This window comes from Acaryochloris marina S15, from assembly GCF_018336915.1.
In the GTDB taxonomy this organism is placed as follows: Bacteria; Cyanobacteriota; Cyanobacteriia; order Thermosynechococcales; family Thermosynechococcaceae; genus Acaryochloris; species Acaryochloris marina_A.
In genome coordinates this window covers 1855345-1881902 of the sequence record NZ_CP064923.1, presented here as the reverse complement: position 1 = coordinate 1881902, position 26558 = coordinate 1855345, and the positions used below count along the sequence as shown (strand labels likewise).

21 protein-coding genes are annotated in these 26558 nt (G+C 49.4%); 9 read left to right on the top strand and 12 right to left on the bottom strand.

Annotated features, from left to right (window positions below; translation table 11 throughout):
• Positions 1-6: 6 nt before the first annotated feature.
• The 6 genes from I1H34_RS09290 to I1H34_RS09265 all read right to left on the bottom strand — a co-directional run bounded on the left by I1H34_RS09290 (position 7) and on the right by I1H34_RS09265 (position 3823).
• The gene (locus tag I1H34_RS09290) at positions 7-477 is read right to left on the bottom strand and encodes a hypothetical protein (RefSeq protein WP_212665357.1); all 471 of its coding nucleotides are present in this window, start codon (positions 475-477) and stop codon (positions 7-9) included.
• A 77-nt stretch (positions 478-554) separates the two neighbouring features.
• Positions 555-851, bottom strand: coding sequence for a hypothetical protein (locus tag I1H34_RS09285; RefSeq protein ID WP_212666467.1), 297 nt, complete (start codon positions 849-851; stop codon positions 555-557).
• A 436-nt stretch (positions 852-1287) separates the two neighbouring features.
• Positions 1288-2022 (bottom strand): bifunctional 2-polyprenyl-6-hydroxyphenol methylase/3-demethylubiquinol 3-O-methyltransferase UbiG, encoded by a 735-nt coding sequence (gene ubiG / locus I1H34_RS09280; protein ID WP_212665356.1) that lies wholly within the window; start codon positions 2020-2022, stop codon positions 1288-1290.
• 62 nt (positions 2023-2084) lie between these two features.
• Complete coding sequence (locus tag I1H34_RS09275) at positions 2085-2786, bottom strand: DUF547 domain-containing protein (RefSeq protein ID WP_212665355.1); 702 nt, start codon at positions 2784-2786, stop codon at positions 2085-2087.
• A 216-nt stretch (positions 2787-3002) separates the two neighbouring features.
• A complete protein-coding gene (locus I1H34_RS09270) occupies positions 3003-3158 on the bottom strand; it encodes a high light inducible protein (protein WP_212665354.1) in 156 nt (51 codons plus the stop codon).
• A 254-nt stretch (positions 3159-3412) separates the two neighbouring features.
• The gene (locus I1H34_RS09265) at positions 3413-3823 is read right to left on the bottom strand and encodes a hypothetical protein (protein ID WP_235107978.1); all 411 of its coding nucleotides are present in this window, start codon (positions 3821-3823) and stop codon (positions 3413-3415) included.
• A 184-nt stretch (positions 3824-4007) separates the two neighbouring features.
• Between I1H34_RS09265 and I1H34_RS09260 the strand changes: the two genes are divergently transcribed.
• The 4 genes from I1H34_RS09260 (at position 4008) to I1H34_RS09250 (ending at position 8348) form a co-directional block, all read left to right on the top strand.
• Positions 4008-5252: an ISL3 family transposase gene (locus tag I1H34_RS09260; RefSeq protein ID WP_212663271.1), complete on the top strand. Its 1245-nt coding sequence runs from the start codon at positions 4008-4010 to the stop codon at positions 5250-5252.
• A 267-nt stretch (positions 5253-5519) separates the two neighbouring features.
• Positions 5520-6818, top strand: coding sequence for an NAD(P)/FAD-dependent oxidoreductase (locus tag I1H34_RS09255; RefSeq protein ID WP_212665353.1), 1299 nt, complete (start codon positions 5520-5522; stop codon positions 6816-6818).
• Positions 6819-6908: 90 nt separating this feature from the next.
• Positions 6909-7040: a hypothetical protein gene (locus I1H34_RS32740; protein ID WP_283250058.1), complete on the top strand. Its 132-nt coding sequence runs from the start codon at positions 6909-6911 to the stop codon at positions 7038-7040.
• Between the two features lie 291 nt (positions 7041-7331).
• Positions 7332-8348, top strand: a complete 1017-nt coding sequence (locus I1H34_RS09250; RefSeq protein WP_212665352.1) for a YihY/virulence factor BrkB family protein — start codon at positions 7332-7334, stop codon at positions 8346-8348.
• An 89-nt stretch (positions 8349-8437) separates the two neighbouring features.
• Here the strand turns inward: I1H34_RS09250 and I1H34_RS09245 are convergent, their stop codons facing one another.
• Positions 8438-10180, bottom strand: coding sequence for a PAS domain S-box protein (locus I1H34_RS09245; protein ID WP_212665351.1), 1743 nt, complete (start codon positions 10178-10180; stop codon positions 8438-8440).
• Positions 10181-10480: 300 nt separating this feature from the next.
• Here I1H34_RS09245 and I1H34_RS09240 point away from each other — a divergent pair, with 300 nt between their 5' ends.
• Entirely contained in the window at positions 10481-11467 is a 987-nt protein-coding gene (locus I1H34_RS09240) for an NADPH:quinone reductase (RefSeq protein WP_212665350.1), read from the top strand.
• Between the two features lie 8 nt (positions 11468-11475).
• Here I1H34_RS09240 and I1H34_RS09235 read toward each other — a convergent pair whose 3' ends face one another.
• From I1H34_RS09235 to I1H34_RS09220, 4 genes are all read right to left on the bottom strand, one after another.
• A complete protein-coding gene (locus I1H34_RS09235; protein ID WP_212666208.1) occupies positions 11476-11940 on the bottom strand; it encodes a GNAT family N-acetyltransferase in 465 nt (154 codons plus the stop codon).
• 127 nt (positions 11941-12067) lie between these two features.
• Positions 12068-12928 (bottom strand): methylated-DNA--[protein]-cysteine S-methyltransferase, encoded by an 861-nt coding sequence (locus I1H34_RS09230; protein ID WP_212665349.1) that lies wholly within the window; start codon positions 12926-12928, stop codon positions 12068-12070.
• Between the two features lie 199 nt (positions 12929-13127).
• On the bottom strand, positions 13128-16928 hold the full coding sequence (locus tag I1H34_RS09225; protein ID WP_212665348.1) for a WD40 domain-containing protein: 3801 nt from the start codon (positions 16926-16928) through the stop codon (positions 13128-13130).
• A gap of 13 nt (positions 16929-16941) precedes the next feature.
• Positions 16942-19137 (bottom strand): AAA-like domain-containing protein, encoded by a 2196-nt coding sequence (locus tag I1H34_RS09220; protein ID WP_212665347.1) that lies wholly within the window; start codon positions 19135-19137, stop codon positions 16942-16944.
• A gap of 430 nt (positions 19138-19567) precedes the next feature.
• Between I1H34_RS09220 and I1H34_RS09215 the strand changes: the two genes are divergently transcribed.
• The gene (locus tag I1H34_RS09215) at positions 19568-20797 is read left to right on the top strand and encodes a PulJ/GspJ family protein (protein ID WP_212665346.1); all 1230 of its coding nucleotides are present in this window, start codon (positions 19568-19570) and stop codon (positions 20795-20797) included.
• 214 nt (positions 20798-21011) lie between these two features.
• Here I1H34_RS09215 and I1H34_RS09210 read toward each other — a convergent pair whose 3' ends face one another.
• Positions 21012-22352: a glycoside hydrolase family 113 gene (locus tag I1H34_RS09210; RefSeq protein ID WP_212665345.1), complete on the bottom strand. Its 1341-nt coding sequence runs from the start codon at positions 22350-22352 to the stop codon at positions 21012-21014.
• A 256-nt stretch (positions 22353-22608) separates the two neighbouring features.
• On the opposite strand from I1H34_RS09210, the gene I1H34_RS09205 reads away from it, so the two are divergent.
• From I1H34_RS09205 to I1H34_RS09195, 3 genes are all read left to right on the top strand, one after another.
• The gene (locus I1H34_RS09205; RefSeq protein ID WP_212665344.1) at positions 22609-23409 is read left to right on the top strand and encodes an RNA polymerase sigma factor SigF; all 801 of its coding nucleotides are present in this window, start codon (positions 22609-22611) and stop codon (positions 23407-23409) included.
• A gap of 245 nt (positions 23410-23654) precedes the next feature.
• Complete coding sequence (locus I1H34_RS09200) at positions 23655-25061, top strand: CHAT domain-containing protein (RefSeq protein ID WP_249369946.1); 1407 nt, start codon at positions 23655-23657, stop codon at positions 25059-25061.
• 72 nt (positions 25062-25133) lie between these two features.
• Positions 25134-25988, top strand: a complete 855-nt coding sequence (locus tag I1H34_RS09195; protein ID WP_212665343.1) for a M28 family peptidase — start codon at positions 25134-25136, stop codon at positions 25986-25988.
• Positions 25989-26558: the final 570 nt, after the last annotated feature.

The following is a 26558-nucleotide window of genomic DNA, read 5'->3' as shown; positions in this document are numbered from 1 at the left end:
CCAGGGCTATCTGTATGGTTTGTTGATCTTTCGGGTCGGTTCTTCCCAAATCGATTGGAGTCGTTTTAGACCTTTCCTGTTAATTGTGATTTCGCCGTCTATCAGCTTGAATTCACCGTTGGCAAAGGTCGAACCAGCAGCCCAAAGGAGACTAATGAAACTGTCACATTCAAGAAACGAAGGCACATAATTCACCAGACCACCATTGGAAAATATCTCATGAATTTTCGTCATCGTGTCAGGATACTGAGCTTCAAGTGCCTGGATGTAGAGAGAAAGTAAGGGCATGGGATCATCGGCCCTAAAAATGGCATAGCAATTGCAGGTGGAGGTCGTCACCATCCAAGTGGCAATCTTCTTAGGATCTGTGGTTTTGTCTCGTGCCATCTCCAAAACGAGATCAACCATATTTTGTCTGAAGGGAACATCAAGCTGAGTCTCTAGATTTTTCCAGACGGCTAGGGTATTTGGGTCCATTAAAGGTTAAGGTTGCCTGTCCTATAGTATTGAGTTCATCGACTCAAGAAGCAAGATCCTGAGCCTGAAGTGGATTTCTAAATTTTAGTAATAATTTCAGCACCCGGAAATTTATTCAGAACGGGTGTCTTTCCTTCACTATTGGATATCCAGCCCAGTAGCTTGTCGTGTTCATACTGTGGATAGTTTCTACCTGGATCAACCATCACTGATATGGGATTGAGGTAATAGCGGAGTATTGTTTCGTTAGAGCTTGCTGGAAATAGCCAATCTGGTTCATTGGATACTTGGAGATCGTCTAAGAAGTCCTCTAGCTCAGTAGTCCAGTCTATTGCATCATCATTTTCGAAGTTATCTAGTCTCGATGCACCCATAGTTATGCCGTTGTGTGGTTCAGAGATAATAACAGGAATAATCCAAGTAAGCCGCCTATTCCTCCTTAACACCCTGCCAGCATCCAACTCATTTCGGGTTCAAACTATAGGCTAACTTATTTGAAATTTTTTCCCTGCATGGTATTTAAACGATGCAGACTAAAATAACTCCAGCTTTTAGTTTGAGGTTCGATTAGGAGTACAGATATCTCAATCTTAGAAATGGATTTCAACAAACATAATCCTTGAGCAGTTTGAGACATTCGTCTTCCCCCACTTGCACATCGGCAGTCGAGGACCTCAGCCAAAGCTCTCTTTGTATATATTTCAGGTCAATTAGACAGAAACTCAAAATCGGTTGTGTGAATAAAATGGGGATAATTGCAGATAGCGCCCCTATGTCTCCTAGCCAATATCTTCCGATTACGGGACATCTCTAACTGATTTGTGCAGTACCGATATACATTACTTCGGTGTTGTGATCAAACTGAACCTGAAACCCACCTGTCTTCAGAAAGTGAATCAAATTGGATATTTGGGCTAGGGGCGTTCGGCCAAATAGATCAAATCCCTGTAGGGTTACTTGAGAAAACTCAGCTTGGGTGAGCAGATGATGCAGTTCCTCGGGGGGGACAAACTGATGCCAGTCATGAATGCCTCGGGGAATTTGCCGCAGCATATCCTCCAGCAGCCAGATCATCAACCAGCGAGACTGCCAAGTCCGGTTAATCGTGTCAAAGCAGAATAGCCCTCCTGGCTGAATAACCCGACTAATCTCCGTCACCGTGGCGACAACACTCTGGACATGTTCCAACACGTCCACACAGACGACAACGTCAAAGGAATCATCTTCAAAGGGCAGGGTTTCCCCTAATCCAACATGGTAATCAATGGTCAGCCCCATCTCTTCTGCATGGCTCTTCGCCACTTCAATGCAGGCGGCAGACGGATCCATTCCAGTCACCCTTGCCCCTCGCTGGGCCAAAAATTCACAGGTATAGCCGCCACCGCAGCCCACATCTAAGACCCTCAATCCCTGCCAGTTGGGGATAAAGCGATCAAAATACTCAAACCGCAGAGGATTCAGCTTACTTAGGGGAAAGATGGTTGCCGTCTCGCTCCACCATTGAACCGCCTGTTGGTCATAAAAGGCGAGGTTGTTGCGCTCCATAACTCTCTGTCACTCAGGCCCTTAATAATATTTGATCTTGAACCCAGCTGAATGAGCCATCTTTACGCAGACTGACATTGATTTAAATCCCAGCTATAGGGTAGGTAAGCCACGGTTACTGAAGTGGACATCTGGGCTTTGGAATAGCGAGAGATATAGGTAGGAATGGAGTCCGCCACTGCCAGGAAGTCCGTCTCATACCATTTGAAAATTTTGCTGCAGAACAGGGTTTGGCTGGCAGCATCGTAGCGGACTTTGTCGGGGTTATTGATAAACCGTTCGCCGTCTGCTTCCAATTGAGCGGTCAGCCTATCTGGAACATAGGCCTCTGGTCTCAACAACGGACAGCCTACCGATGCACAAACTAAGGCAAAGTGCATACGTGATTCGGGATATTGCTGGCGGAGAATCCTATGCTCAATGGTATTGAGGCTAAGGGGGTGATCGTTCAGGGTATAGACCGTTTGAGTGAAAAATCGTAGAAAGGTTAGCCAGTTGGGAATGCCTAAAACTTTAGGCCGAATGGAGTCGATGGGGTATTGATAGAGCACCTGTCGGATGGTCAAGGCATTGTATAGATTCAGGAGAAAGGCAATTGCCTGGGTTGGGTCCAATTCCTGCCAATCGACGTTACTGACATCCGTTAGCCACTGTTCGAGTTCTGAGAGGGATTCTTGCTGCCAGGAGCCATAGGCGACTTGGCCTTGGTCATTGACATACTTCCGCAGCAGGTTGTCCCAGATCGCCAAATTCAGTTGGGTCATGGGTTATGGGTGTCCTCGTTTAGTGGGGTAGCTTCAACTGGCCTACTGCAATATTGTTGTGAGGACAGTATCGGTTTTCTTAGATCATTCAGGGGAGGAGGATGCGATCGCACATACAATACCAGCCCAGGGACAATAAAATAGCCCCAGCTCAAAACTGGGGCCATATAACAAGGAAGAAGAAATTAAAGACTATTCGTGACAGTCAAATAGAAATTAATTAACGAAGAACCAAGCAGAAAGCTGGCCAATGATTCCTTTGCCTGTTACAACTTCGGTGACCAAAGCGATGAAAAATCCATACATCGCTAGACGACCACTGAAAGTCTCTGCATAACTGGTGAAACCCCAAACTGGATTCTTAGTGCTCATGTGTTTGACTCCGTAAAAAAAATGCTTGTATAAATTAATGTAACACAACGTAAAGTTTTGTCAACGCCTTATCGAACTTTCTTTTTTGCCCAATCCATTTGAAAAGCTCTGATGACGCTAGAGTAAGTCTGCAACCCTTTGAATACAGGATCAGAAGCATACTCAAGCCGATGGCCGTCCGCCACGACAAGCCCGCTGTACCTCGAAACAGCCGTTATCCAAGTCAGAGGTGGGTATGAAATACGGCAGATTGCCTAGCTATCAATTATGAGTTTTAAGCCATGAACGGGACAAACCGGAATTTCTGCTTCTCGACTCTGGCGATACCAATCCTGATTACAGTTTTCGACTGGGCAGACATACCGAGGACTTTCAACGGAATGCTCTAGCCCTGAAAGAGGGTAATAAATTCTCAGGGCTTTGAGAATATCTTCAGCAGGATAGCTTTCTTCTAGATATAGCCGAAGCCAGTCCCGAGTTGATTCATGCTCAGATAAAAGCTGGGAGAGTTCAGTATGACTCCCTTGCTTGAGTGAAGCCTCAGACAGTAACCCTTCCAACTTCCTCTCTAACCGCTGAGCATTGGGAGCATTCAGGAGGTCCACCAGATAGGGTTGGATTGCTCTAGCTGCTCGATAAATCTCATCTGCTGAATAGTTCATCATTCGCTATGCTCGACGATAGTTGAATGGTTCAGATAGCCTCAAATTGGCAACGCTGATGGAGTGATTGAGAACTGTATTTTTTTGGCTCTCCGGTAATTAGCGTGGTGACACCCTACATATAGTGTTTATTCCTTAGTCATCTCCTATGGAATGATCTGAGGAGGTACTTCAGAACGAGAGTGTCATGGATAACTCAATTCGCATTCCCCTCAACCTTCCCGATGTTCAAGTTCTAGAGCTATCGAAGACGGAACGAGGGGATTGGCTGATCAAAATTGAGAGTACTCTGCAAGGAACAACCTGCCACAAATGTGGACATGAGATTACTGACCTTCACTGCCATGATCAGGCTCTTCGAATTCGTCACTTGCCATTGTTCGAAGTACCAGTGTATTTAGAAATTCGGCCCAAGCGCTATCGATGCGGGTATTGCGATGACCATCCCACAACAACTCAACGCTTAGAATGGCATGAACCTCGTAGTCCCAATACCAAAGCTTATGAGCATTGGCTTCTGCGTATCCTGATCAACTCAACGGTCTCAGATGTTGCTAGGAAACTAGGCGTTAGTGAGGATGTCGTCAGTGGCACCATTGATCGCTGGATTGCCTGTCAAGTTGACTGGAGCGAATATTTAGACCTCCAAGTCATCGGGATTGATGAGATTTCTCTGAAAAGAGGCCACCGTGATTTTGTAGTTTTGATCACGATTCCTACCACAGGCGGAGTCGACATATTGGCAGTTCTGGCTGACCGTAAACAACAGACCGTTGCAAATTTCCTTCAATCGATTCCCCTTCATTTACGCCAAACCATTGAGCGGGTTTGTACTGATATGTATCAAGGATTTGTCAGTGCAGTCCGTGAACAACTCCCTCAAACAAAAGTTGTCATTGACCGCTTTCATGTGGCCAAAGCCTATCGTAATTGTGCCGATACGGTTCGTAAACGGGAGGTCAAACGTCTACGCCAAGAACTCCCTAAGCAAGACTATGACAGTATCAAAGGTGCGATGTGGGCCTTTCGAAAACGGCCTGAGAATCTCCAGGAGTCAGAACAACAGTTGCTTGAGCGAGTGTTTGCTTATTCTCCTGAGATGAAGCAGGCCTACAAACTCCGAGAGGAATTGACACAGATATTTGAGGGTAGGTACACCAAAAACGGAGCTAAATGTGCCATCCGGGCTTGGTGTAAACGAGTCCTCAAAAGTGACATCAAGGATTTTGAGAGTTTCCTGACCACTGTCAACAATTGGATGGATGAGATGACCAACTATTTTCTGGAGGGATGGACCAGTGGCTTTGTCGAAGGATTTAACAACCGAGTTAAGGTCCTAAAAAGACGATGCTACGGTATTTTCGATATTGAAAGGCTCTTCCAAAGGATTTCGCTTGACCTCAATGGGTATCAGACTTTTGCCTTGACCTAAACACTATATCTAGCGGCTACCACGCTAATTCCCAGAGAGCCATTTTTTTAATAATGAAGATGACAAAAATATTGTCAGACTAACTTACTTCTGCTGATTCTCTACAGAAAATAACGAGTCAAGACACTGCTCTCGAATATATCAGATACCTAGGCTAAACCAGGATTCGCCCCAAGTAGAGATATGGAAAACATTAGGTAGCTCTCGCAACTCAGCAGAATTTATCCCGGATAATGGCCACGATGGCTATCTCAGGGACATAACGCGATGACGGCGATCCAAACCACTGCAGAAACGACCAGTCAACCCTCCATTTCCCATCAAATCGTGATTGTGGGGGGTGGTTCTGCAGGCATTACGGTTGCAGCCCAGTTACTACAGCATCTGCGGTCCCTCGATATCCTCATTATTGAACCCTCTGATCAGCACTATTACCAACCGGGTTGGACCCTAGTTGGGGGTGGCTGCATTCCCTTTGAAGCCACCGTTCAACCTCAGCAAAAACTGATTCCACCGGAAGCAACCTGGCTTCAAGATACGGTAGACCAGTTCGATCCTGAACATAATCGCCTACATACCCAACAAGGCACTCAGGTCACCTATGACTACCTGGTGGTTTGCCCTGGAATTCAGATCAATTGGAACCAGGTCAAAGGGCTGCAAGAGGCACTTGGCAAGGGCGGGGTATGCAGCAACTATGCCATCAGAGGTGCCGCCTATACCTGGGAAACCATCCAACAATTCCAAGGAGGCAACGCCATTTTCACCTATCCTGCAACCCCCATTAAGTGTGCAGGAGCGCCCCAAAAAATAATGTATCTAGCGGAAGAAGCCTTTGGCCGCAGGGGAGTACGACAGAAAAGCCAGATCAGCTATTGCACGGCAACCGGAAAAATCTTTGGGGTCGATGCATTTGTGCCAGCGTTGATGAACGTTGTGGAGCGTAAGGGCATTGATCTAAAAACCAAGCATAATCTGAAAGAAATTCGCGCAGATGAAAAAGTTGCCATCTTTGAGGTGAGTCAAGATACAGCGACAGAAACGATCTCCATGCCCTATGACATGATCCATGTGGCACCCCCCATGAGTGCCCCAGATGTGATCAAAAATAGTCCTCTGGCGGTGGAAGGTCCTGGAGGCTGGGTTGATGTGGATAAGTACACCACCCAACATCATCAATATCCGAATATTTTTAGTTTGGGGGATGCCTCTTCCCTGCCCACATCCAAAACCGCAGCCGCCATTCGCAGAGAAGCCCCGGTATTGGTACAGAATTTGCTGGCCCAGATGAATCAAACCCCACTCACGGCTCAATACAATGGCTATAGCTGTTGCCCGTTAATCACCGGATATGACAAAACGATCCTGGCGGAGTTTGATTATGAGGCTCAACCCTATCCCAGTTTCCCCGTAGATTCGACCAAAGAACGCACCAGTATGTGGTTATTAAAGCGACATGTTTTGCCCTGGGTCTACTGGAATCGGATGCTCAAGGGACAAGAACATGAAGGCGATATCCTCCGCCACGTCCTACCCGAGCAAATGTTCGATCACAGCAAGAACTGAACGACCCCAAACCCTAGCCCCCGCCCAACCCAAATAATCCTCAATTCGCTTCAACCTTTTCCAGGATGCGCTTCAGCTTGCTGCGTATCGGTGGGTTCTCCTGCAGTTCGTCGGGATCAGCGGGGCAAGAGGCTTAAAGACCGAATTGAAGTTACCCCTGCCAAACGTCCAAAGAATCAGGGACGGTTTCCTTCCAATCTGCCGGGGGTGAATGGGCGTTAGCGCCTGGAGTCTGGCTGTTAGTCTTCCCCCATGTCATCGGAGTGAACCTGACAGCAACTGGCACATGGATGGCTCAAAACCTGGAACCTCCCCTCCAGAGGCGGCGGCAGATTCAAGGTTATACCCAGTGGCTCTTAGGTATGAGGATAGTTCTGATTTTGGGAATTATGGGTGTGGTGACTTGAAAAATGTTCTTACCCAGGTAAGCTCAGCCCCCCGTCCCCAGGGATACCCCTTTGGCTCCGGCCTTCCCTTGCTCTAACTGTCGTCAACTCTCGCAGGAAACACAGCATGCCCTTTGATAGCGTATTTTGGTTGCTTAAGGTGACCGGGCTAGAGTGGCAAAGAGATAAAGCCTCTAGGTTGGCAGCAGCCTTGGCCTACTACACCGCTTTTTCCCTGGCTCCTGTTTTAGTGATTGTGATTGCGATCGCAAGTTTGGCATTTAACCAAAGCACCGTCCAGGGGCAAGTTATGGCGAAATTCCAAGAATGGTTAGGACCCGATGGTGCAGCCATTATTCGGGTGATGGTGCGGGGAACCTACCTACAAGGATCTGGGATTAGAGATACCTTAGGGAGTCTAGTTTTACTATTTGTCGGCTCCACTGGACTCTTTACCAACCTCAAAGATGCCTTGAATTCCATCTGGAAGATTCAGCCTGCCCCAGATCGAGGCTGGAAAGGATTTGTGCGGGATCGACTCTATGCCTTTGTGATGGTTCTCGGAGTCGGGGTGATCTTAATCTTGATCTTAGGACTGAGTACATGGTTGACGACGGTGGGTAACAGTGCCAGCAACTACCTCAGCTCTTGGCTCTATGTGGGGCGACTCTTGGATGCAGCCTTTTCCTTAAGCATCATCACGTTTATCGTCGCCTTAATCTATAAATATTTGCCGGATGTCGATATCCAGTGGAGTGATGTGTGGATTGGGTCGTTCCTCACCTCCCTACTCTTTTCTGTGGGTAAATTCTTGATTAGTTTGTACCTGAGCAGAAACAGTCTCAGTTCCACCTATGGCGCAGCAGGCTCTCTGGCCGTCGTTTTATTATGGGTCAACTACTCAGCTCAAATTTTCTTTTTTGGCGCAGAGCTGACCAAAGTCTATACCAATCGTTTTGGTTCCCAGATTCGACCGGCCCCTTACGCCACCGCGCTGCTTGACCCTATCCGTCAGCAGGAATCATCTCAACCCAATCCTCAAACAGCATCCTCAACGGCTGGTAACGCTCCCCTCCAGCCGTTGCCAGACCTTGGCAAGCGGTGGTTAAAAAAAATATTTCATCGCAATGCGTCCCGTTCTTAGGCTAAGAAATTCTTCCAGGCATCACGTCCGGCGAGAGCAGGAGTTCGCCTCTTCTCAGCCTCTTCTGAAAGAAGTAGAAATCTAAACCTTCACCCCTCCACCCAGGAATCGGCTGTGGGTTCAAATGCAATGCCGACACAAGCATCTGGCAAGGGAAAGGCCCGCAAGCACAGAACTCGTGTTGCCCCTGTCGGTAGCAAAATACTGGCATTGCCCAAGGTGCGGGGTTGCTGACTCCGCATCACTTGCAAGAGTGCTAAGAGGTCATTGGGATGATTTTGGACATAATCTGGAAAAATGGAACCCATTGAATCACCGATTTTGTCCTGGAGTTCCACCTCTAACAACCGCTCTGCTGCTGGATTAGCCACAAGCAGCTCAAAGGCGTCGATGGAGGTTAAATTTTGAGAATGCCAAACGAGGAAACCGACTTGAATACTTTTGATAATTTTTTCGTAGAGTTCAGTTTCTGCTTGGGCATCCTTGACCTGCTGGCGAGCCGTCTGTTCTTGGACCACTAACGCTTCGTTCTGGTGATTGGCTGCTGTCAACTGGGAGTCTTGGGTGTTGACACGAGATTCTAACGCTTGGTTTATTTCGGCGAGCTTTTGTTCTGCCTGCTTTTGACGGGTAATATCCTGGTGCAACCCCAACATGCGAATAGGTTGTCCATTCTTATCCCGTTGGGTTTGCGCCCGAGACAAAATCCACTTATAGCTGCCATCCTTACATCGCATCCGAAATTCAGATCGATACAGATGCTCCTTTTGCTTAAAATGGGCTTCTAAAGCCGCCGCTGCATGCTCTAAATCATCTGGGTGCACCAAGGATCGCCAGCCTTCAAAGCTGTTCTCCACCTCATGTTCTTCGTAACCTAAGGTCTGCTTCCAGGGCAGGGAGAGAAACGCTTTATTGGTGATGAGACTCCAGTCAAAAATACCGTCTCCAGCCCCTTGCAACGCCAATTGCCAGCGCTCTTCGCTTTCTTGTAATTCCCGCTCAGCTTGTTTGCGTTCAGTTATATCCTGGAGAACAACCACGGCTCCCAAAGTCTGACCATCTTGGGCCACGATGGGATCTCCACTCGCCAACACCGTATGGGGTGGTCCGTCTTCAGGCTTGATCACAACCTCGACATTTTGCACCGACTCCCCTAACAGCGCTTGATACAAAGGGTTCGCATCCCGTTCGAGGGGGGTAATGCCGTCCGTTCGATACAAATGATAGTAATCTGCCCATTGTTCTGCCGGCATTCGACGAAAGGGTCTTTGATGGATTTCTTGGGTGGCACGGTTGGTTAGGGTCAAGACGCCTTGGGAATCACAGGCCACAATGCCATTGGAAAGATTATCTAAAACGGCTGCCAAAAATTGCTGACCATAATCCAACTCAGGGGGAACCGTTGCTACCGCTTCTACTGACTGCATCGTCCCCACCCAGCCGATCTGCGGGGATTGCTCATCTTGTAGCGGCTCCCCCATCACTAGCACTCGGCTAACCGTACCGCATCGTCGCACCAAATTAAGATGAAGGGTAAAGGGCTGCTGTTGTTGGCAAGATCTTTGCCACTGTTGCCGACTGTCCTCATCGTCTTGTTCGGCAACCTTGTTCCAAAATGCTTCTCCCAGGGACAGTTGGGGAGAGTATCCGGTCAAAGTCTGCCACCGAGCACTTAGGGAAATAAGGTTTCCTTGGCTATCTGCTTGCCACACCACAACGGGCAATGCATCTAGGATTTGTTGTTGCGGGTCGGGCTGAGTTTGAGGGTTATCCTGCCCTGGCTGTGATGGGTCTGGAGGCGAAGAGGGAGGGGTTTGAGAATCGGAGGTCATATTCTTATCGAGGCGCTAGTTAAAATTCTCCATCCAAACCCTTCACCCTATGGGAAATTACCTGAAAATTCTTTATCTTCTAGAGTCAATTAGTAACATTAAGCAACACAACAAAATCTCTCTCCTTAGGTTCATAAACCAAAAGTGATATTGTCATGGGGATGATGTAATTTCCCTCGATTTATAACATCAAGCAAATAGAATTATTCCGGCAAAAATGCACATTTACACCGATTTATTGAGTCTTTATTCATTAAAATCAAACTCAATAGAGCATCAAAGTCAAGGTCAAGAGATGATATGAAGGCGATTTGGTACGAGCAACCGGGAGAGGCAGCCGCCGTTTTGCAATATGGCGACATTGAGCAGCCCCAACCTGGTCCTGGTGAAGTCCTTGTTCGAGTCCATGCCTCTGGGGTTAATCCTTCAGATACTAAATTTCGTAGCGGCTGGATGGGGCTGAAGCAACCCTATCCACGCACAATTCCCCATAATGACGGAGCAGGCATTATTGAGGCAGTGGGAGAGGGAGTTCCAAGCTCACGAGTCGGAGAACGGGTCTGGATATATGAAGCCCAAAGAGGTTCTGCCTGGGGAACCGCAGCGGACTCTGTAGTGGTGCCAACCCATAAAGCGGTGCCGCTACCGGAGTGGTTCGACTTTGCAGCAGGGGCCAGTTTGGGTGTACCAGCGATGACGGCTCACTTTTCGATCTTTAGTGACGGTCCCATTGCGGGCAAAACGATTCTGATTCATGGCGGTGCAGGGGCAGTGGGACTGTATGCCATTCAGCTGGCTAAATGGGGAGGTGCCCAAGCGATCGCTACGGTGAGCAATGATGAAAAGGCTGAGATCGCAACCCAATACAGTGCCGATCATGTACTCAACTATCGCCAGGAGAATATCGTCACGAGGGTGCGAGAATTAGTCGGCAAACGGGGGTGTGACCGGATTGTCGATGTGGCTCTGGCGGCCAATATGGATATCAACGCCAAGCTGGTGGCTCGCAATGGGGTGATTGCGGCTTACGAGTCGGGAAATGCTCCCCAGGTCACGATTCCCTTCTACGATTTGCTCTACAAGAATGCAGCCCTGCGAACGGTGTTGGTCTATGCCATGGATGAGGAAGCCCATGCCGCAGCGGCCAGAGATATTAATCGGGCTATTGTTGACGGTGCCCTTTGGGCTAAGATTGCAGCCCACTATCCCTTAGCTGAAACGGCTCAAGCCCATGATGCTCTGGATAGCGGCCAACTTATCGGCAAGGTTGTGATTGATGTGGCCTAAGTGCTGTCCTAGTCTACGGTCTTAAGGGCCTTGCGAAACACGATTTTGTCATCCCCGGCATCATAGAATTCACGAATTCTGGCTTCTTCTTCGTAACCGCAGTGGCGATAGAACTGGCGAGTGGGCTCAAAATCAGGCACACCAGATGTTTCGACTAGGAGCAAACGCACGTCTTGGGCTATTAGAGTCTGCTCGACATGGTGGATCAGGGCGGTGCCTCGGCCTTGCCCCTGTCTTTCCGGGTGAATCGCTATAAACAGCAGGTTCCAGGTTCCGGTGGTCATCCGTTCGGGGGCGCAGTAAGCCACTCCTACTGGACCCTGATCATCGTCGGTAAACCACAGTTCGCTATTGCCGTTGAAGTGGTCCGCCAGCATTTCCCTTAGGGTCTCTATTTCGTCTGGCTGAAACCCAATGGCTGCGGCAATGGCCAGAATAGCAGTTGTATCTTCAGGTTGGGTCGGTCGAATCATGGCATATTCCGGTTTAGCTGAGGCATACACAAAGGCCCAGGACTTCTTTTTGCCAAGGTCAACACGGTCAAAAAACCTTAGGTCTTTCTAAGATTGCTGTCTACATCATGGCAGGGTTTGGACGGTTTCAGTTTTGCCCTTCTATTTGACTGGCTTCCCAGCCGAGCAGGGCTGCTTTTCGATCGCATCCCCAGCGATAGCCACCCATTTCTCCCGTTCCCCGAATGACCCGATGGCAGGGAATCAGGTAGGCGATGGGATTGCGACCGACGGCATTGCCAATGGCTCGGGCGGCGGTGGGTTTGCCAATGGCGGTGGCTAAGGTTTGATAGGTGGTCAGGTCACCTAGGGGAATTCTTAGGAGGGCTTGCCAGACTTGAATTTGAAAGTTAGTGCCTTTGAGATGAAGGGTTAAGGGTGAGGGTTGAGAGGCATGGAAGATTTGAGCGCACACGTTAGCCGTTGCGGTTTGCTCACGAGTGATTTGGGCTTGGGGCCAGTCTGTCTGGAGTAGCTGGAGGGCGGTTTGTTTATCGGCATGCTGCAGAAACTGGATGTTGCAGATGCCACGGGGGGTGAGGGCGATTAGGCAATATCCAAAGGGGGTTTTATGGATGCCGTAGCGGATCTGTAGTCCAGCGCCACCGGCTCGGTATTCGCCGGGGGACATGGCTTCTAGGGTGACAAATAAGTCGTGGAGTCGTCCTGGGCTGGAGAGTCCTGATTCGGCGGTTAGGGTTAGCAGGTTCTGGGACTGCTCGATCTTCGATTTTGCATAGTCTAGGGTCAGGTATTGGAGAAAGCGTTTGGGGCTGATGCCTGCCCATTGGGTGAAGAGTCGCTGGAAGTGATAGTCGCTGAGGTTGACGTGCTGGGCGATGGTGGAGAGGTTGGGCTGCTCTAGGTGATGTTGGCGGATAAAGGCAATGGCATCGGAGATGCGATCGTAGGTTTCAACATCGCTGGCAATTGTTTCTGGAGGAGACATGTTGTTGGAGGACTGTATGGCACTTTCCCCTACGGTATCGATAATGGGCAGCAAGAACCACCCGCTTCTTGCTCAAATTGATTGGCATTGAGTATAGCTATTGGCTGGTCTTAACAAGTCCCTTTACCAGGATTGGGAGAAAAATTTAGGGTGAGGACTATCAGGCTCTATTGTTTGGAGCAGTAATGGCTATATTGCGCTAGCCCGGTCTATTGCCCATATGTCCTAACATCCACTGAATGCTGCTCTGTAACCATTGATTGAATTGAATAGCCTGTGGTGCTTTCCAGGATAGAGAATATCGCTGACAAACCTGGCGAGACCGTTTAGCCGATTCAATAATAGATGGGTCAGACGTGACCTCCTTAGGCCGATGGAGCAAGGGATGATACCGGAATTTCTGACACGCGAGTTGGGTCAGGGATTGGGGACCAATTCCCCAAAGGCGAACGGTCTTGTCCCCACTCCCACTGACGAGCCGCTTGCCATCGGGGCTAAAGGCCACCGAATAGACATAAGACTGGTGGCCTTGGAGCGGCTCCCCCACCGGTTGCCCCGTCTCGGCATCCCAAAGGCGAACGGTCTTGTCACTACTCCCACTGACGAGCCGCTTGCCATCGGGGCTAAAGGCCACCGAAGAGACAGAAGACTGGTGGCCTTGCAGCGGCTCCCCCACCGGTTGCCCGGTCTCGGCATCCCAAAGGCGAACGGTCTTGTCACTACTCCCACTGACGAGCCGCTTGCCATCGGGGCTAAAGGCCACCGAATAGACATAAGACTGGTGGCCTTGGAGCGGCTCCCCCACCGGTTGCCCCGTCTCGGCATCCCAAAGGCGAAGGGTCTTGTCCCCACTCCCACTGACGAGCCGCTTGCCATCGGGGCTAAAGGCCACCGAATAGACATAAGACTGGTGGCCTTGGAGCGGCTCCCCCACCGGTTGCCCCGTCTCGGCATCCCAAAGGCGAAGGGTCTTGTCCCCACTCCCACTGACGAGCCGCTTGCCATCGGGGCTAAAGGCCACCGAATAGACATAAGACTGGTGGCCTTGGAGCGGCTCCCCCAGGGATTGCCCGGTCTCGGCATCCCAAAGGCGAAGGGTCTTGTCCCAACTCCCACTGACGAGCCGCTTGCCATCGGGGCTAAAGGCCACCGAATAGACATAAGACTGGTGGCCTTGGAGCGGCTCCCCCACCGGTTGCCCGGTCTCGGCATCCCAAAGGCGAAGGGTCTTGTCCAAACTCCCACTGACGAGCCGCTTGCCATCGGGGCTAAAGGCCACCGAAGAGACAGAAGACTGGTGGCCTTGGAGCAGCTCCCCCAGGGGTTGCCCGGTCTCGGCATCCCAAAGGCGAAGGGTCTTGTCCAAACTCCCACTGACGAGCCGCTTGCCATCGGGGCTAAAGGCCACCGAATCGACATCAGACTGGTGGCCTTGCAGCGGCTCCCCCACCGGTTGCCCGGTCTCGGCATCCCAAAGGCGAAGGGTCTTGTCCCCACTCCCACTGACGAGCCGCTTGCCATCGGGGCTAAAGGCCACCGAATCGACATCAGACTGGTGGCCTTGCAGCGGCTCCCCCACCGGTTGCCCGGTCTCGGCATCCCAAAGGCGAAGGGTCTTGTCCCCACTCCCACTGACGAGCCGCTTGCCATCGGGGCTAAAGGCCACCGAATCGACATAAGACTGGTGGCCTTGCAGCGGCTCCCCCAGGGGTTGCCCGGTCTCGGCATCCCAAAGGCGAAGGGTCTTGTCCAAACTCCCACTGACGAGCCGCTTGCCATCGGGGCTAAAGGCCACCGAATAGACATAATCCTGGTGGCCTTGGAGCGGCTCCCCCAGGGGTTGCCCGGTCTCGGCATCCCAAAGGCGAAGGGTCTTGTCCCCACTCCCACTGACGAGCCGCTTGCCATCGGGGCTAAAGGCCACCGAATAGACATAAGACTGGTGGCCTTGGAGCGGCTCCCCCAGGGATTGCCCGGTCTCGGCATCCCAAAGGCGAAGGGTATTGTCCAAACTCCCACTGACGAGCCGCTTGCCATCAGGGCTAAAGGCCACCGAATAGACAGAAGACTGGTGGCCTTGGAGCGGCTCCCCCAGGGATTGCCCGGTCTCGGCATCCCAAAGGCGAAGGGTATTGTCCAAACTCCCACTGACGAGCCGCTTGCCATCGGGGCTAAAGGCCACCGAATAGACAGAAGACTGGTGGCCTTGGAGAAGATTCACTTCCTGTATCCGTTGAATCGACTTCAGTAGCGCGGCTTGGGCAACCACTCCAACTTCAGGATTAGTTTTGCTCTGGTCCATGGTGTCAATGGCCAGGGCAAAGCCAAAGGTCGGGCTGGCCGCCGCCAGCCAATACAACGCGGAAGCGGTCTGCTCTTTTAAGCCAGCCATTGAGGCCTGTTTTTCCGCCAGTTGTGTGGCCTGTTGGGCAATGACGGTTTGTTCTTTTTCCCTGGACGTTGCTTTTTCAGCATCTTCCCTCCGCTGTTCAGCTAATGTCTGCTGTTTAATCGCAATACTTTTTTGGGTTTCTGCTTCAGTTTGTCGGCGTTCTGCCAGGGTTTGGGCCGCTTGCGCTTTCTGCCTTTCCCCGACTTCTGCCTTACGGGCTTGATTGACCTCCTGCAATCGGCGTCTAGCTAGGGATGCTGATTTTTGGGCTAGTTTCTTTTGCCGTTGTGCTTCCCGCGCGGCAGCTTCTGCGGCGTTTTCATTCCGGCGGGATTGTCGTAGAGCAATCTGAGTCTGTTTCTTTGCCTCTGCCTCGTCTTTAGCATTGTTCTCCGCAATCTTCTCTGCCTGGGAAGCTTTACCACTCTGGTTGACTGCATATACCGCCAAACCCGTGACCGCCATTGAAAAGACCGATAGGGTGGCAATAATGGGCATCGCAGGCTTTAGCCGTTGCCAAAGACTCTCTGGTAGCTGTTGCCGTATCCATTTCCCATCAAAAACCGTCTGATACAGCAGATTTCGGTTTTTCAGGGCCTGCCCTTCCTTCCTCACCACCCCCGCTAACTTCAGGTGGGATTTCACTAGGGACTGCTCTTCATCCTGGACAAACTTTTGTCGTCGTACCTGCCGATAAGTTTTTAAGACCGCCTCTTCCTCGCCCCTGGGAGCACGCTTTGTCAACATATCCCGCACAAACTGCAAGTTGTTGTCTTTCTCGCTTTCTTCTCCCAAAAACGTGCGGTGAACCATCCGATCCACATCTGGTTCTTGCCAGTTTTGCTTTCCTTCATCCACCAGCGCCTTGCAGAGTCGTTGGGTCAGATAGGGATGTCCCCCTGTCCACTTCAGCACCCATCCCAAGACTTGCTCTGCCTGCTGACTGTCTACCCCCAAACCTACTGCCATCGGTACCGCTTCAGCCTGGGTGAAATCCGTTAGTTCCACCCGTTCCCCCACGTTAAAAGGCGTCCGCTTGGCGTCTTTAATCAAATCACTGGGGGTTGCCACCCCAATCAACACAAAGGACAACCGATGTAACTCTGGCTGTTTAGCCCTGGCTACATACAATCCTCGAATCGCCGCATAAAAGTCATCGGCAAATCCCAACGTGAGGGTGGTATCAATTTCATCAATAAAGATCACGACTCGATCAGTCGATTCTGAGATCACGACTTGCTCAAAAAAATGACTGAGCCGTTGTGTTCCTCCTAAATGCTGACGCTCTTGCCACCACTGATAGACATTGACCGACAGCATCAATTGATCAGCAATCTCGGTTAACACCCCCAAGTACCATTGGTCTGCCGTTAACTGAGTGCCCATTTTAGTCAGGTCAATAATAACGGCAGCAATATCTTCCTCATAGAGCGTTTCTGCTGTCCGTATCATCAAGCTAGACTTCCCCATCTGCCGAGGGGTTAACACATAGGCAAAAGTAGAGTCCCGACAAAGTTGCAACAGGTCTTGGTCCGCCTGTCGGGGAATATACAGACCCTGGACATTAGCCTGCACGGTACCGCCAACGGTGTAAATCTCTGTCCCCATACCCTCCCTCTCCCTATTCAAGATGTGCCTTAAAGTAGTCCCCATAAAGCTGACAACGGGGCAGCTCTGCTTTCCCCTCTTGGCGAATCAGGCCAGCCGCACAGAGCAACCGCACAATCCGCTCATCCTCACATCGATTCCGCTGAACCGCCCCCAACATCCCCTGCACCAATTCGGGCCGATCATAAATTCGAAACAAGTGATAGCGCAGATGATCACCAAAGGGGCCATCATCCCGATCCGCTTTCGCCAATACTTCATCCATCGACTTCTGACCACTCGCCGCCAAATAAAGCGCTTTGCGAACGAGGTAGGGATGGCCATTCAGCAGGGCAAATAACTGGTTTTCCTGCCCAGGACTCAAGGGGGAACCATGGCGTTGATTCAAATCCGCCACCTGCGCCGCCGTAAAATCCTTCAGGGAAATCACTTCCCCCACGTTAAACGGCGACTGGTGCAAATCCGCGATCAGATGATAGGGTTCCGTCGCCGTCACCAACACTAGATCAAACTGTTTCCACACCTTCATGGCTGGCAAAGGTAAGCCCCGATTGTTATGCCAATTCCGCAACATAGCAAAGAAATCTGACCGAAATTTACGGTCAAAGATTCGATCCACCTCATCCATCGCCAGTACAAACGGGTGCTTTAGTTCCCTCAGTACATAGGTCTGCATATAGCGGGTACAGCGCTGGTTATTTCCCAGCTCATCTAGCCAGAAATCATCTATCCGGTTCGGCAGTTCCAACTGCTCCGTGATCGTCAGGCAAAACTGCTGATAAAACCGATCCGCATCCCCTAAAGCCGCATCATCAAACAACTGGAAATCGATATAGGCCACCCGCTTCTCTGCCCGAATCGCCTGATCCACGGTCTTCAGCAGCAGGGAACTCTTCCCCATCTGGCGCGGCCCCTTAATCGTAATGGTCACTCCCTGCCGTTGTATCGCCCCTAACGCAATCTTGTCGCCTTGGCGCTCCACATAAAACGTTGACTCTGGGGCCATTGACCCTTCTGGCATCTCCAACGACAGAGGCTGGGCCGAAGGAAGTGGCTGCGGAATCCCGGTCCCAGTCTCGGTTGCTGGAGGCCGTTGCACCAGATTTTGCTTGGCTCTATCCGAATTAATCGATAAAGATTCACCCGCCATGGCCCGCTCTAGTTCTGCCAATAATTGGGGGGTATGTTCTGGCTGTTCCCAAAACGCCCAGTTAATGGGGTTCAGATAGGCACTCAGAGGATAAGTAAACGGTTCCCGATAATTCACCCGGACAGGCAGAATGGCAGGCTTACCCCATTCACTCCCCAGTCGATTAGCGGTTTCTACTTCCCCCTGGACCATCTCACTTCCCACGGACTGAGCTGACAACAACGTAATCAAAAAATCAGATCGTCGAAGTTCCTGCTCAATCTTCTCTGCCCATTTCGTGCCCACTGCCATGCTCTGATCGATAAACACCTCATAGCTTTGGCTCAAGTGCTGATAAATGGCCAAAGCCAACTGCTCATCTGGCACAGCATCCCGTTTATAGCTAATAAAGATCCGGGTTGTTTCACCCTTGGACAACGGTTTACCATTCATCTTTTTCTGAGAGTCAGGCTCCTTAGAGGGGCTTGTTTCAGGTTGCTGACTAGAGTCCATAGCAGGATTGAGGTTCGGTTTCTTCAACTTCGGCGTTGCCGTCTCATCAATCCCTTCCAGGGCAATCGCCGATAACCCAAATCCAAAGGCATCTTCATAGGAGCGGTCCGCTCCCAATCCATCGTAAAATCCCACCGCGAACTCAATGGCTGCTCGGTCCCCAATGGCATCACTCATGCCAATCACATAGTCAATATGTTTGTGGATTGCTTCGGCCTGAACTGCTGAGTAGCAGGCATTCAGCAAAACACAGTCCACATTCTCTTGCACCAGCTTGAAAAGGCCAGCCAATGCCTTTCCGCTGACCAGCTTCACCTGTCCGGCATTGTTCTCCAGGGCTAATCCTTCAGCCCCAGCTCCATGACCACTAAAATGAACAATCTGGGGTTCATGGTCCAATAACGCCCGTCGCAAATCTCCGGGGCGAACGGCCCACCGAGACACAATCTCGAACTGGTCTCGGCTACGGGAGCGCTGCAATCCTTCCTGAATTTCCCGTACTTCTTTATCCAACCGAAGCTGATTGGTATTTTTTGGATTGGCTGCCAGGAAAAGGATTTTTCGCACCGAAGTCTCTGTTATCGCTAGTTTCGTTGCTTTGCCAAAGACTTATCAGCCTTTTTCCCAGAATATACGCAAAGCGAGACCGTTTAAAGCATTCAGCGAAGTAGTACAGAGTTGTAAAGTCATATTGGTTGATACTGATAATAAACTGCAGGAAAATTGAGGGTTCACAAAACAGAAACCCCGGTATAAATCCATCTCTCTGTCCAGTATTCAAGAATCAAAGCAATCAATCCATTAAGGATGGAAGTCAGGATTTAACTTAACCTCTGATTCCTTTAGTAACTTGCTAAACCCTAGTTTTAAATTAAAATCTCACAATCAGGAAAAACAGAAGAAAAGAAATCTCGCTATTCTAAATAAGGCTAGAAATTTAGTAATGATCGATTCATCCAACACGTCAAATTTTTATACTTTCTTCGCATAATAATCTATGACTAGAAAGCTCGTGAATAGAAGGCAAATCTGCAGCAAATCGATGGCAGGATTTACCCTAACGGAATTGTTGGTGGGGGGTGTCATTAGCTTCTTTGTCGTTACCCTGAGCGGTTATGGTCTAGTCTCTATTCTCACCACCAGCACCACCACCAACGCCCAAAATGAACGACGTGTAGAACTGAATCGGGCCGGAGACTTTATTGCTCAGGAAATCAGAACTGCCGCAAACATTGCCCTGGACGCCTCTGTGATTTCTGAGCAACCCGCTGAGTTCTTATTGGGCATTAGTTCGACCGTATCTCAAGTCCAGCCTGTCCTGATGCTAAAAATGGCTCAGACCAACTTAGTACCGATTGTCTACTATCTCGCTACACCCCCCAGCGGTATTTGGCAGGGACCCAAAGCGATCTATCGGTGGGGACCCGCCTATGACGATCAGGGAACCTATATCAATCCTGGTGAGCCAACACAATGGTCCCATGAGCCCCTTATTGATCTGATTGAAAGCGATGGCTCACTGCCGAGCTGTGAAAATGGATGGAATGGCAGTGGCACCCCTGGTTTCTTTGCCTGCGTTAATGCCACAGGCGAAATCGCCAAAGTCTATCAAACCGGGCGAATTAACAAAGTTCTAGACCAAACTGCCCCTTACCGATATAGCACCACAACGGCCATCCGTGCCTTAAAGGTTGCCCAGAATACCGGTAATTCACTTGACACAGAATCAAGCTCACCCTCCTGCATTCTGCTCATGGATGAAGACAGCATAGACAGTGATGTCCCCAGTATTGTGCAAGCAGCCCAAAGCAAAGGCATCACTGTTGACGCCTTGATTAATAAAAATAACCCCACCCAACAAGGGAATCCTGCCTTGCTTTGGAATACCAGTTACTCAGGAGACACGGTGACCATTCCCACCGGGCAAACCGGAGATGAAGGCGTCTTTTCCCTACCCCAAACTCTGAATGGAAAAAATGGCCCCTTATCCCTCAATGACTTCTTAGCTGGGAATGAGTCCCAAGCCGATCTTGATGAAGTCCAAAATGTTCAGCCCTTAGGTAATACTCAACTCGATGATTTAGTGGGACAATCCTGCACTGCCATTGTCTATAACAGCGACATTTCCATTAATGTTGATCCACAACAGGCGAATCTCCAAGGTGCACGCCTAGGACGGTTTAATTTCACCGTTCAGGCTGTTGTATCCAGTTCTGATACCAATTAGCACCTAAGAGTGTAATTTTGATTATTTGCTAAGCCAACTCAGTCTTGGATTTCACAAGTTTGAGAGTTACACCTTCAGGCACAGCTTGGTATGAGTTGAGTAATCTCACTATCCGTGTTGATTAAGCATCCCCAAGGATGGGGACAGATATATGGATTAAATGGGATCAAAGCACCATAGCTAGGAAAAAGCCCTGCTCCTAATGATTTCAGCTCTACTTTATAAACTTCTCTAAGGTCTTTTGCAATGGATCGACTGGCGAGTCATTCAAAATCAACACAAATGGCTCAAAGGACTGGTGATCCGGTTGGGTTGAAATTTTCCAATACAGAATGCCCTGTAATAAATTGGGGTAATGCCTTTTGACGGTTTGATAAAGGGCTTGCACCGCCAACACCCGCTCCTGATCATTCGTGGGCTGCATCGTCCACAAAATCACATCTTGCTGTCCTGGCTTGCCAACCAAAGAAAAACCGCTATAGCTCCAAGGGGCTAGGGTATTTTGGTCCCAGCGGGTATAGCCCAACTCCGTAAAGATTACAGGCTTATTCTGAATGGCTTGGTCACGACGAAATGTGTCTATATCCCCCAGGATTTTCCGCCATCCTGATGAGAGCTGTTGCTTCAACTGTCGTTGACTTCGGAATTGGGGTTGCGATCGCAACGGGAAATACGCATTCACCCCAATCATATCCAGGGCATCCCAAAAACCCACCGACTGATACTGATCAAAGTTTGCCGCATAGGTCAGTTTGCCAGAATAGATCTGGCGAGTCTGCCGAATCAGGTGCCGCCAGTGCTGATCTAGGCGTTGACGACGACGGTTGATTGCAGCGATCGGATCCGTTTCCCCTTGATAGCTCACCTGCTTTGCCCAAACTTGCCAAGCCTGGAGTCGCTCCTCCAAAAACGCCTCTAGGGTCGGGAATTGATATCCCCCTTTCAGCTGTAGTTCGGCAAAGGGAATCTGGTTTTTGTACTTCAGCAGATTATGGATTAGCGCCCGCTGCTCAATCGGGTCGAGATAGTAGTGCTCTAAATCCGGCACATCCTGGACCGGCAACGTGGAAGTCAAGGCATTCATTTCACTGCCTAGTCCCAACATATCGACCCCTTCCGCTTCGGCAATCTCAGCCCATTGGGTCACAAAAGCAGTGTAGGTCTCAAACCAGTCAGCCAGTTGGGCGTCCGTCTTTGGCATCGTCAGTCCATGCCAAATAAAATTATTTTGGGGATAGGCATGATCTAAGGCAAGCCGCAAAATCAATACGACATTCAGTCCTGCAGCTTTAGCCGCCCGAATCTCTTGCAGCACCCCCTCATCTTCAGGGTCATATCTAAGATTGGCCGAATTCCATTCGGCTTGGGTGGCATAGACCGTCACCTCCACCGTATTCATTTCCGCTGATTTCAGTTCCTGTACCCAGACCGATGCATCGGGTTCATTGACCTGTGTTCCCCCCAAATAAAATGACCAGGCCGGACTAGGCTGGCTCAAAAAAATCACAATGGGCACTAAAAAGGCCAGGATTAACCAGCGAAACCTAAACTTCATTAAAAATTTTTTTTCCTTGCGTCTCCTTTATTCTATCCAAATAGAATTATTTACTGATCCCTCTATGCCAGTTCTCATAAGCTTTTCAGGATCTTCTTATTTTTAGCTCATGATTCATATTCATGTAAAGCTCCGTAGAAATGCGGAAAAATCAAAACTCAAAAAGTTTGATATTCCCGTGTTTTAACGATGGTTTTCCGAGTTCAAGATCTTCATAATGATTTTCAGATACAGGAAAACAGGACTTTATAAAACGATGGCTTATCAAACTTCTCTTCAATCGCAAACCATGGAACTTTTGGTCGCTTATCGTCAAAAGCCTTCCGTTAAATTAAGAAACCGTCTTGTGCGATTGAACATGGGTCTGGTTCGCAAGGTTGCTCACCGTCTAACCCATCAGTGCGCTGAGCCCTACGAAGATCTAGAGCAATGCGGATTTCTAGGTTTGATTACTGCCATTGAGCGATTTGACCCCTCCCAAGGATATGCCTTCAGCTCCTTCGCAGTACCTTACATTCGCGGCGAAATTCTCCACTTCCTCCGGGATCGAGCTAACACGGTTCGTATTCCCCGCCGCTGGCAACAGCTCAGCCGCGATGCTGCTAAAGCCAGACAAGCACTCACCATGGAATTGGGTCGTCAGCCTAACGATCAAGAAATCGCTGATGCCCTCAAGCTCTCCATGCAGGAATGGCGCTCTGTTAAACTCGCCACCACCAATCGCGTTCCCCTCAGCCTCAATGCTCGGGTCTCCTCTGGCCACTCCCAATCCGATTCTGCCATGACCCTGGGTGACACCCTTATGGATGTCCACAGCCAAATCCTTCAGGCCAACCAAGAAGACCGCATCGAACTCCAACAAGCCTTAAACCAGCTTGAAGATCGGACTCGGATCATGATTGAGTCAGTCTTTTTCCAACAGCTCTCCCGCCAAGAAGTCGCTAAGCGCATCGGCGTCAGCTCCGTCACCGTTACCCGCAACATGAAAAAGGGTATCGACAAGATGATCGATTTGCTCCAACAGCAACAGCCCAACGCACTGCAAGCTGAGCACTAAACTTTCCCTCTCTAAACTTTAGGACATGTTTCCCTATAGGCTTAAAGCCTATAGGGAATTTCTTTGTGTCCATCCACAATCCCACTCCCGCTTCGAGGCACCCCCTAGATCAAGATTCTCAGGGGTATCCATTCCATCCATTGAACACCCACGATCTGGCAATTCCCGCACTATCAGCTTTTGGATCGTCTAGCCCTACCTTTACCCTTAAACTGAGGAGTACGACTTTTTACGGGGTGTAGAATATGCCGAGACAGAATCCAACCCTTGCTAAATCCAGACTAGGGGGGATGCGATCGCACCCACGTTTCTTCCAGTGCCAAGGTAAATTCCCCAACCTCATTGGACTGATCAGCCTCTGCAGTATCTGGGCCTATTCCTTGCCAAGTTCTGCTCAATACAACCGCCCAGTTATCCCTCCCAAAGCGACCCAAAATTTCTTAGCTATGGAGCGTAGCTTCGAAAAAGAATTTGAAGCCTATTTTGGCGAAGATCTAGCAGAAGTCACCCAAGATCCCGCCGATGTTGCCCAAACCCTTAGCCGCATTAGCCAAACCACTGGAACCCATCCAGGGGTATTGTGGATCATTCCTCGTGAGGATCATCTACATCTAGTCTTGCTATTACCCGGCGGCCAGCCCATTGTCCGCGACCTATACGATGTCCCTCGCTCAAAACTTCTAAAAACCGTCGCTACCTTTCGAGATCAAGCACAAGATCCTGGCAAGTGGGATCTAGAATCGGCTCAACAACTTCACCAATGGCTGATTGCCCCCTTTGAGAAAGATCATCTCCAAGCTGCCAACATTGATACCTTATTGTTTTGCTTAGGCAGTGGACTCCGAGGCTTACCTCTAGCTGCCTTACATGACGGTGAGCAGTATCTGGTCGAACAGTATAGCCTCACCAATATTCCGGCATTCAACCTGATTCAAACCGAATATACCCCTCGTAAGCGGGGAAAAATATTAGCAGGTGGAGCTTCCGAGTTCTTGCAACTAGAGTCTCTACCGTCCGTCCCCACGGAAATTTCAGCCATTTTGACCTTCCTTCAGGAACGTCTACCAAACCAAGCCCAGTGGCAGGGCCAAGCCTTACTCAATCGCAATTTCACCCTCAAAAACCTCAAAACTCAGTTAAACGAGCAAACCTACAATATTATTCACCTCGCCACCCATGCCGAATTTAATCCTGGCCAGCCCCGTCAGTCATTTATTCAATTCCGGGATACCCAACTTCGACTAGACCAAATGAATACGCTGGATTGGTCCCGACCCAGCCTCGATCTCTTAGTACTGAGTGCTTGTAAAACAGCCTTGGGCGACAAAACCGCTGAGTTAGGATTTGCTGGTATCGCCCTCAAAGCAGGCGTTAAAACAGCCTTAGGAAGTCTCTGGTATGTCAGTGATGTCGGCACCCTAGCCATTATGAGCGAGTTTTACCAACAACTCCCCCGCCACAAGACCAAATCAGAAGCTCTGCGTCAAGCTCAATTGCGAATGCTTCGAGGTCAAATTCGGGTCCAAAATGGACAACTCACCCTTTCCAACACTCCCTTACCTCTACCGAGTGAAGTCTCCGATATTACCGATATCGATTTCACCCATCCCTTCTATTGGTCAGGCTTTACGATGATCAGTAGTCCTTGGTAATTGACATCCTCTCCCACCAAGCTTTTAGCTATGGTTGGAGTACTGCGAAGACTTTTGATAGGTTGATGGTCTATGGGTAGTCCTTTACAAGAACGCCTCTCACAACATTTATCCCACCTAACCCGGGAACGCGACCCCTATCTCGCAACAGCCGGACATTTTTTCGTCAAAGAATACATCTACCAAGAACTCAGCCAATGGGGAACAGTACGTCGGCATACCTTTAGAACACTCAAAAAAGTTGCCAAAAGCGTTCATGAAAACCTAATCTTGTCCTTACCCGGCACCCAGTCCCTACCTCCAATTCTCATTGGAGCCCATTTTGATGGCGTCCCCGGCTCTCCCGGAGCAGATGATAATGCAACCGGGGTCGCAGTCCTTCTAGAACTAGCCCAGCATTTCCATCACCATCCGGCTCGTCATCCCATCCAGATTATTGGTTTTGATCTAGAAGAATATGGACGATTAGGGAGTCAAGCCTATGCCCAAGAACTAAGGCAAACCAAAACCCGTATCACCACCATGATCAGCCTAGAAATGCTGGGCTATATTGACTCAAGAGAGCATACTCAGCGATATCCGGCGGGGCTTGAGTATTTTTATCCTTCCACTGGTAACTTCATTGCCCTACTCGGCAATCTTCGCTCCATTCCCACCATATTTAAAATGTCCACTCACCTAAAACGCAGTGGCGCTCCTTGTGAGTGGCTTCCCATCCCCTTACGCGGCACTCCCATTCCAGATACCCGCCGTAGTGACCATGCCTCCTTTTGGGATTATGGGTATTCCGCGTTGATGGTGACGGATACGGCTGATTCAAGAAATCCCCACTACCACAAACCCAGTGATACCATTGCCACCCTCAATCTAGATTTCCTCGAGTCAATCTACAATGGCTTGGTTCAAGCTATCCAAACTGGAATATAGACAAGTCATTCTTGACCAGAAAATTTGACTAAATGGATAAAGCAGCATGAGAGTGAGATTATTTTTTAAACTCGTTCTACAGATAAATTCAGAGCACAAAGAGCCAAAGCAAATCTTAAAACAAGCATGCATTAAATCCATTTTTATTTGAGCGCTTGAATTTCATGCTAGCCATCTAACTAGATTATGTAAGATGGCTTGTTGTCGTAGCCTCACACAATAAAAAAGCCCAATATGAAGGTAGAAAATGAAGTTCAAAACTACAGAAAGAACCTCACCAATTCAGTCAAAATCCTCCGAAAAGCTAATATTCAATCCTTTGTTTTGGTGATTTTTATGCTACTCATACTTTAAAAAAATAAAGCAAGTAACTCCCTAAAATCTAAACACCATACAGCAATATTCACATCTCTATTTAGCTACACAAAAAATTAAATAGATTCATTGCCCTATAGCAGATTCAGAGATTTTTTCGAACCAATTTTGATCATTAAATCTCAGAGTCTTACTAGAATTTTTCCTTCATCCAGAAGTAATGGGGATGCTCTAGCGACAGGAATACTGTGAGAA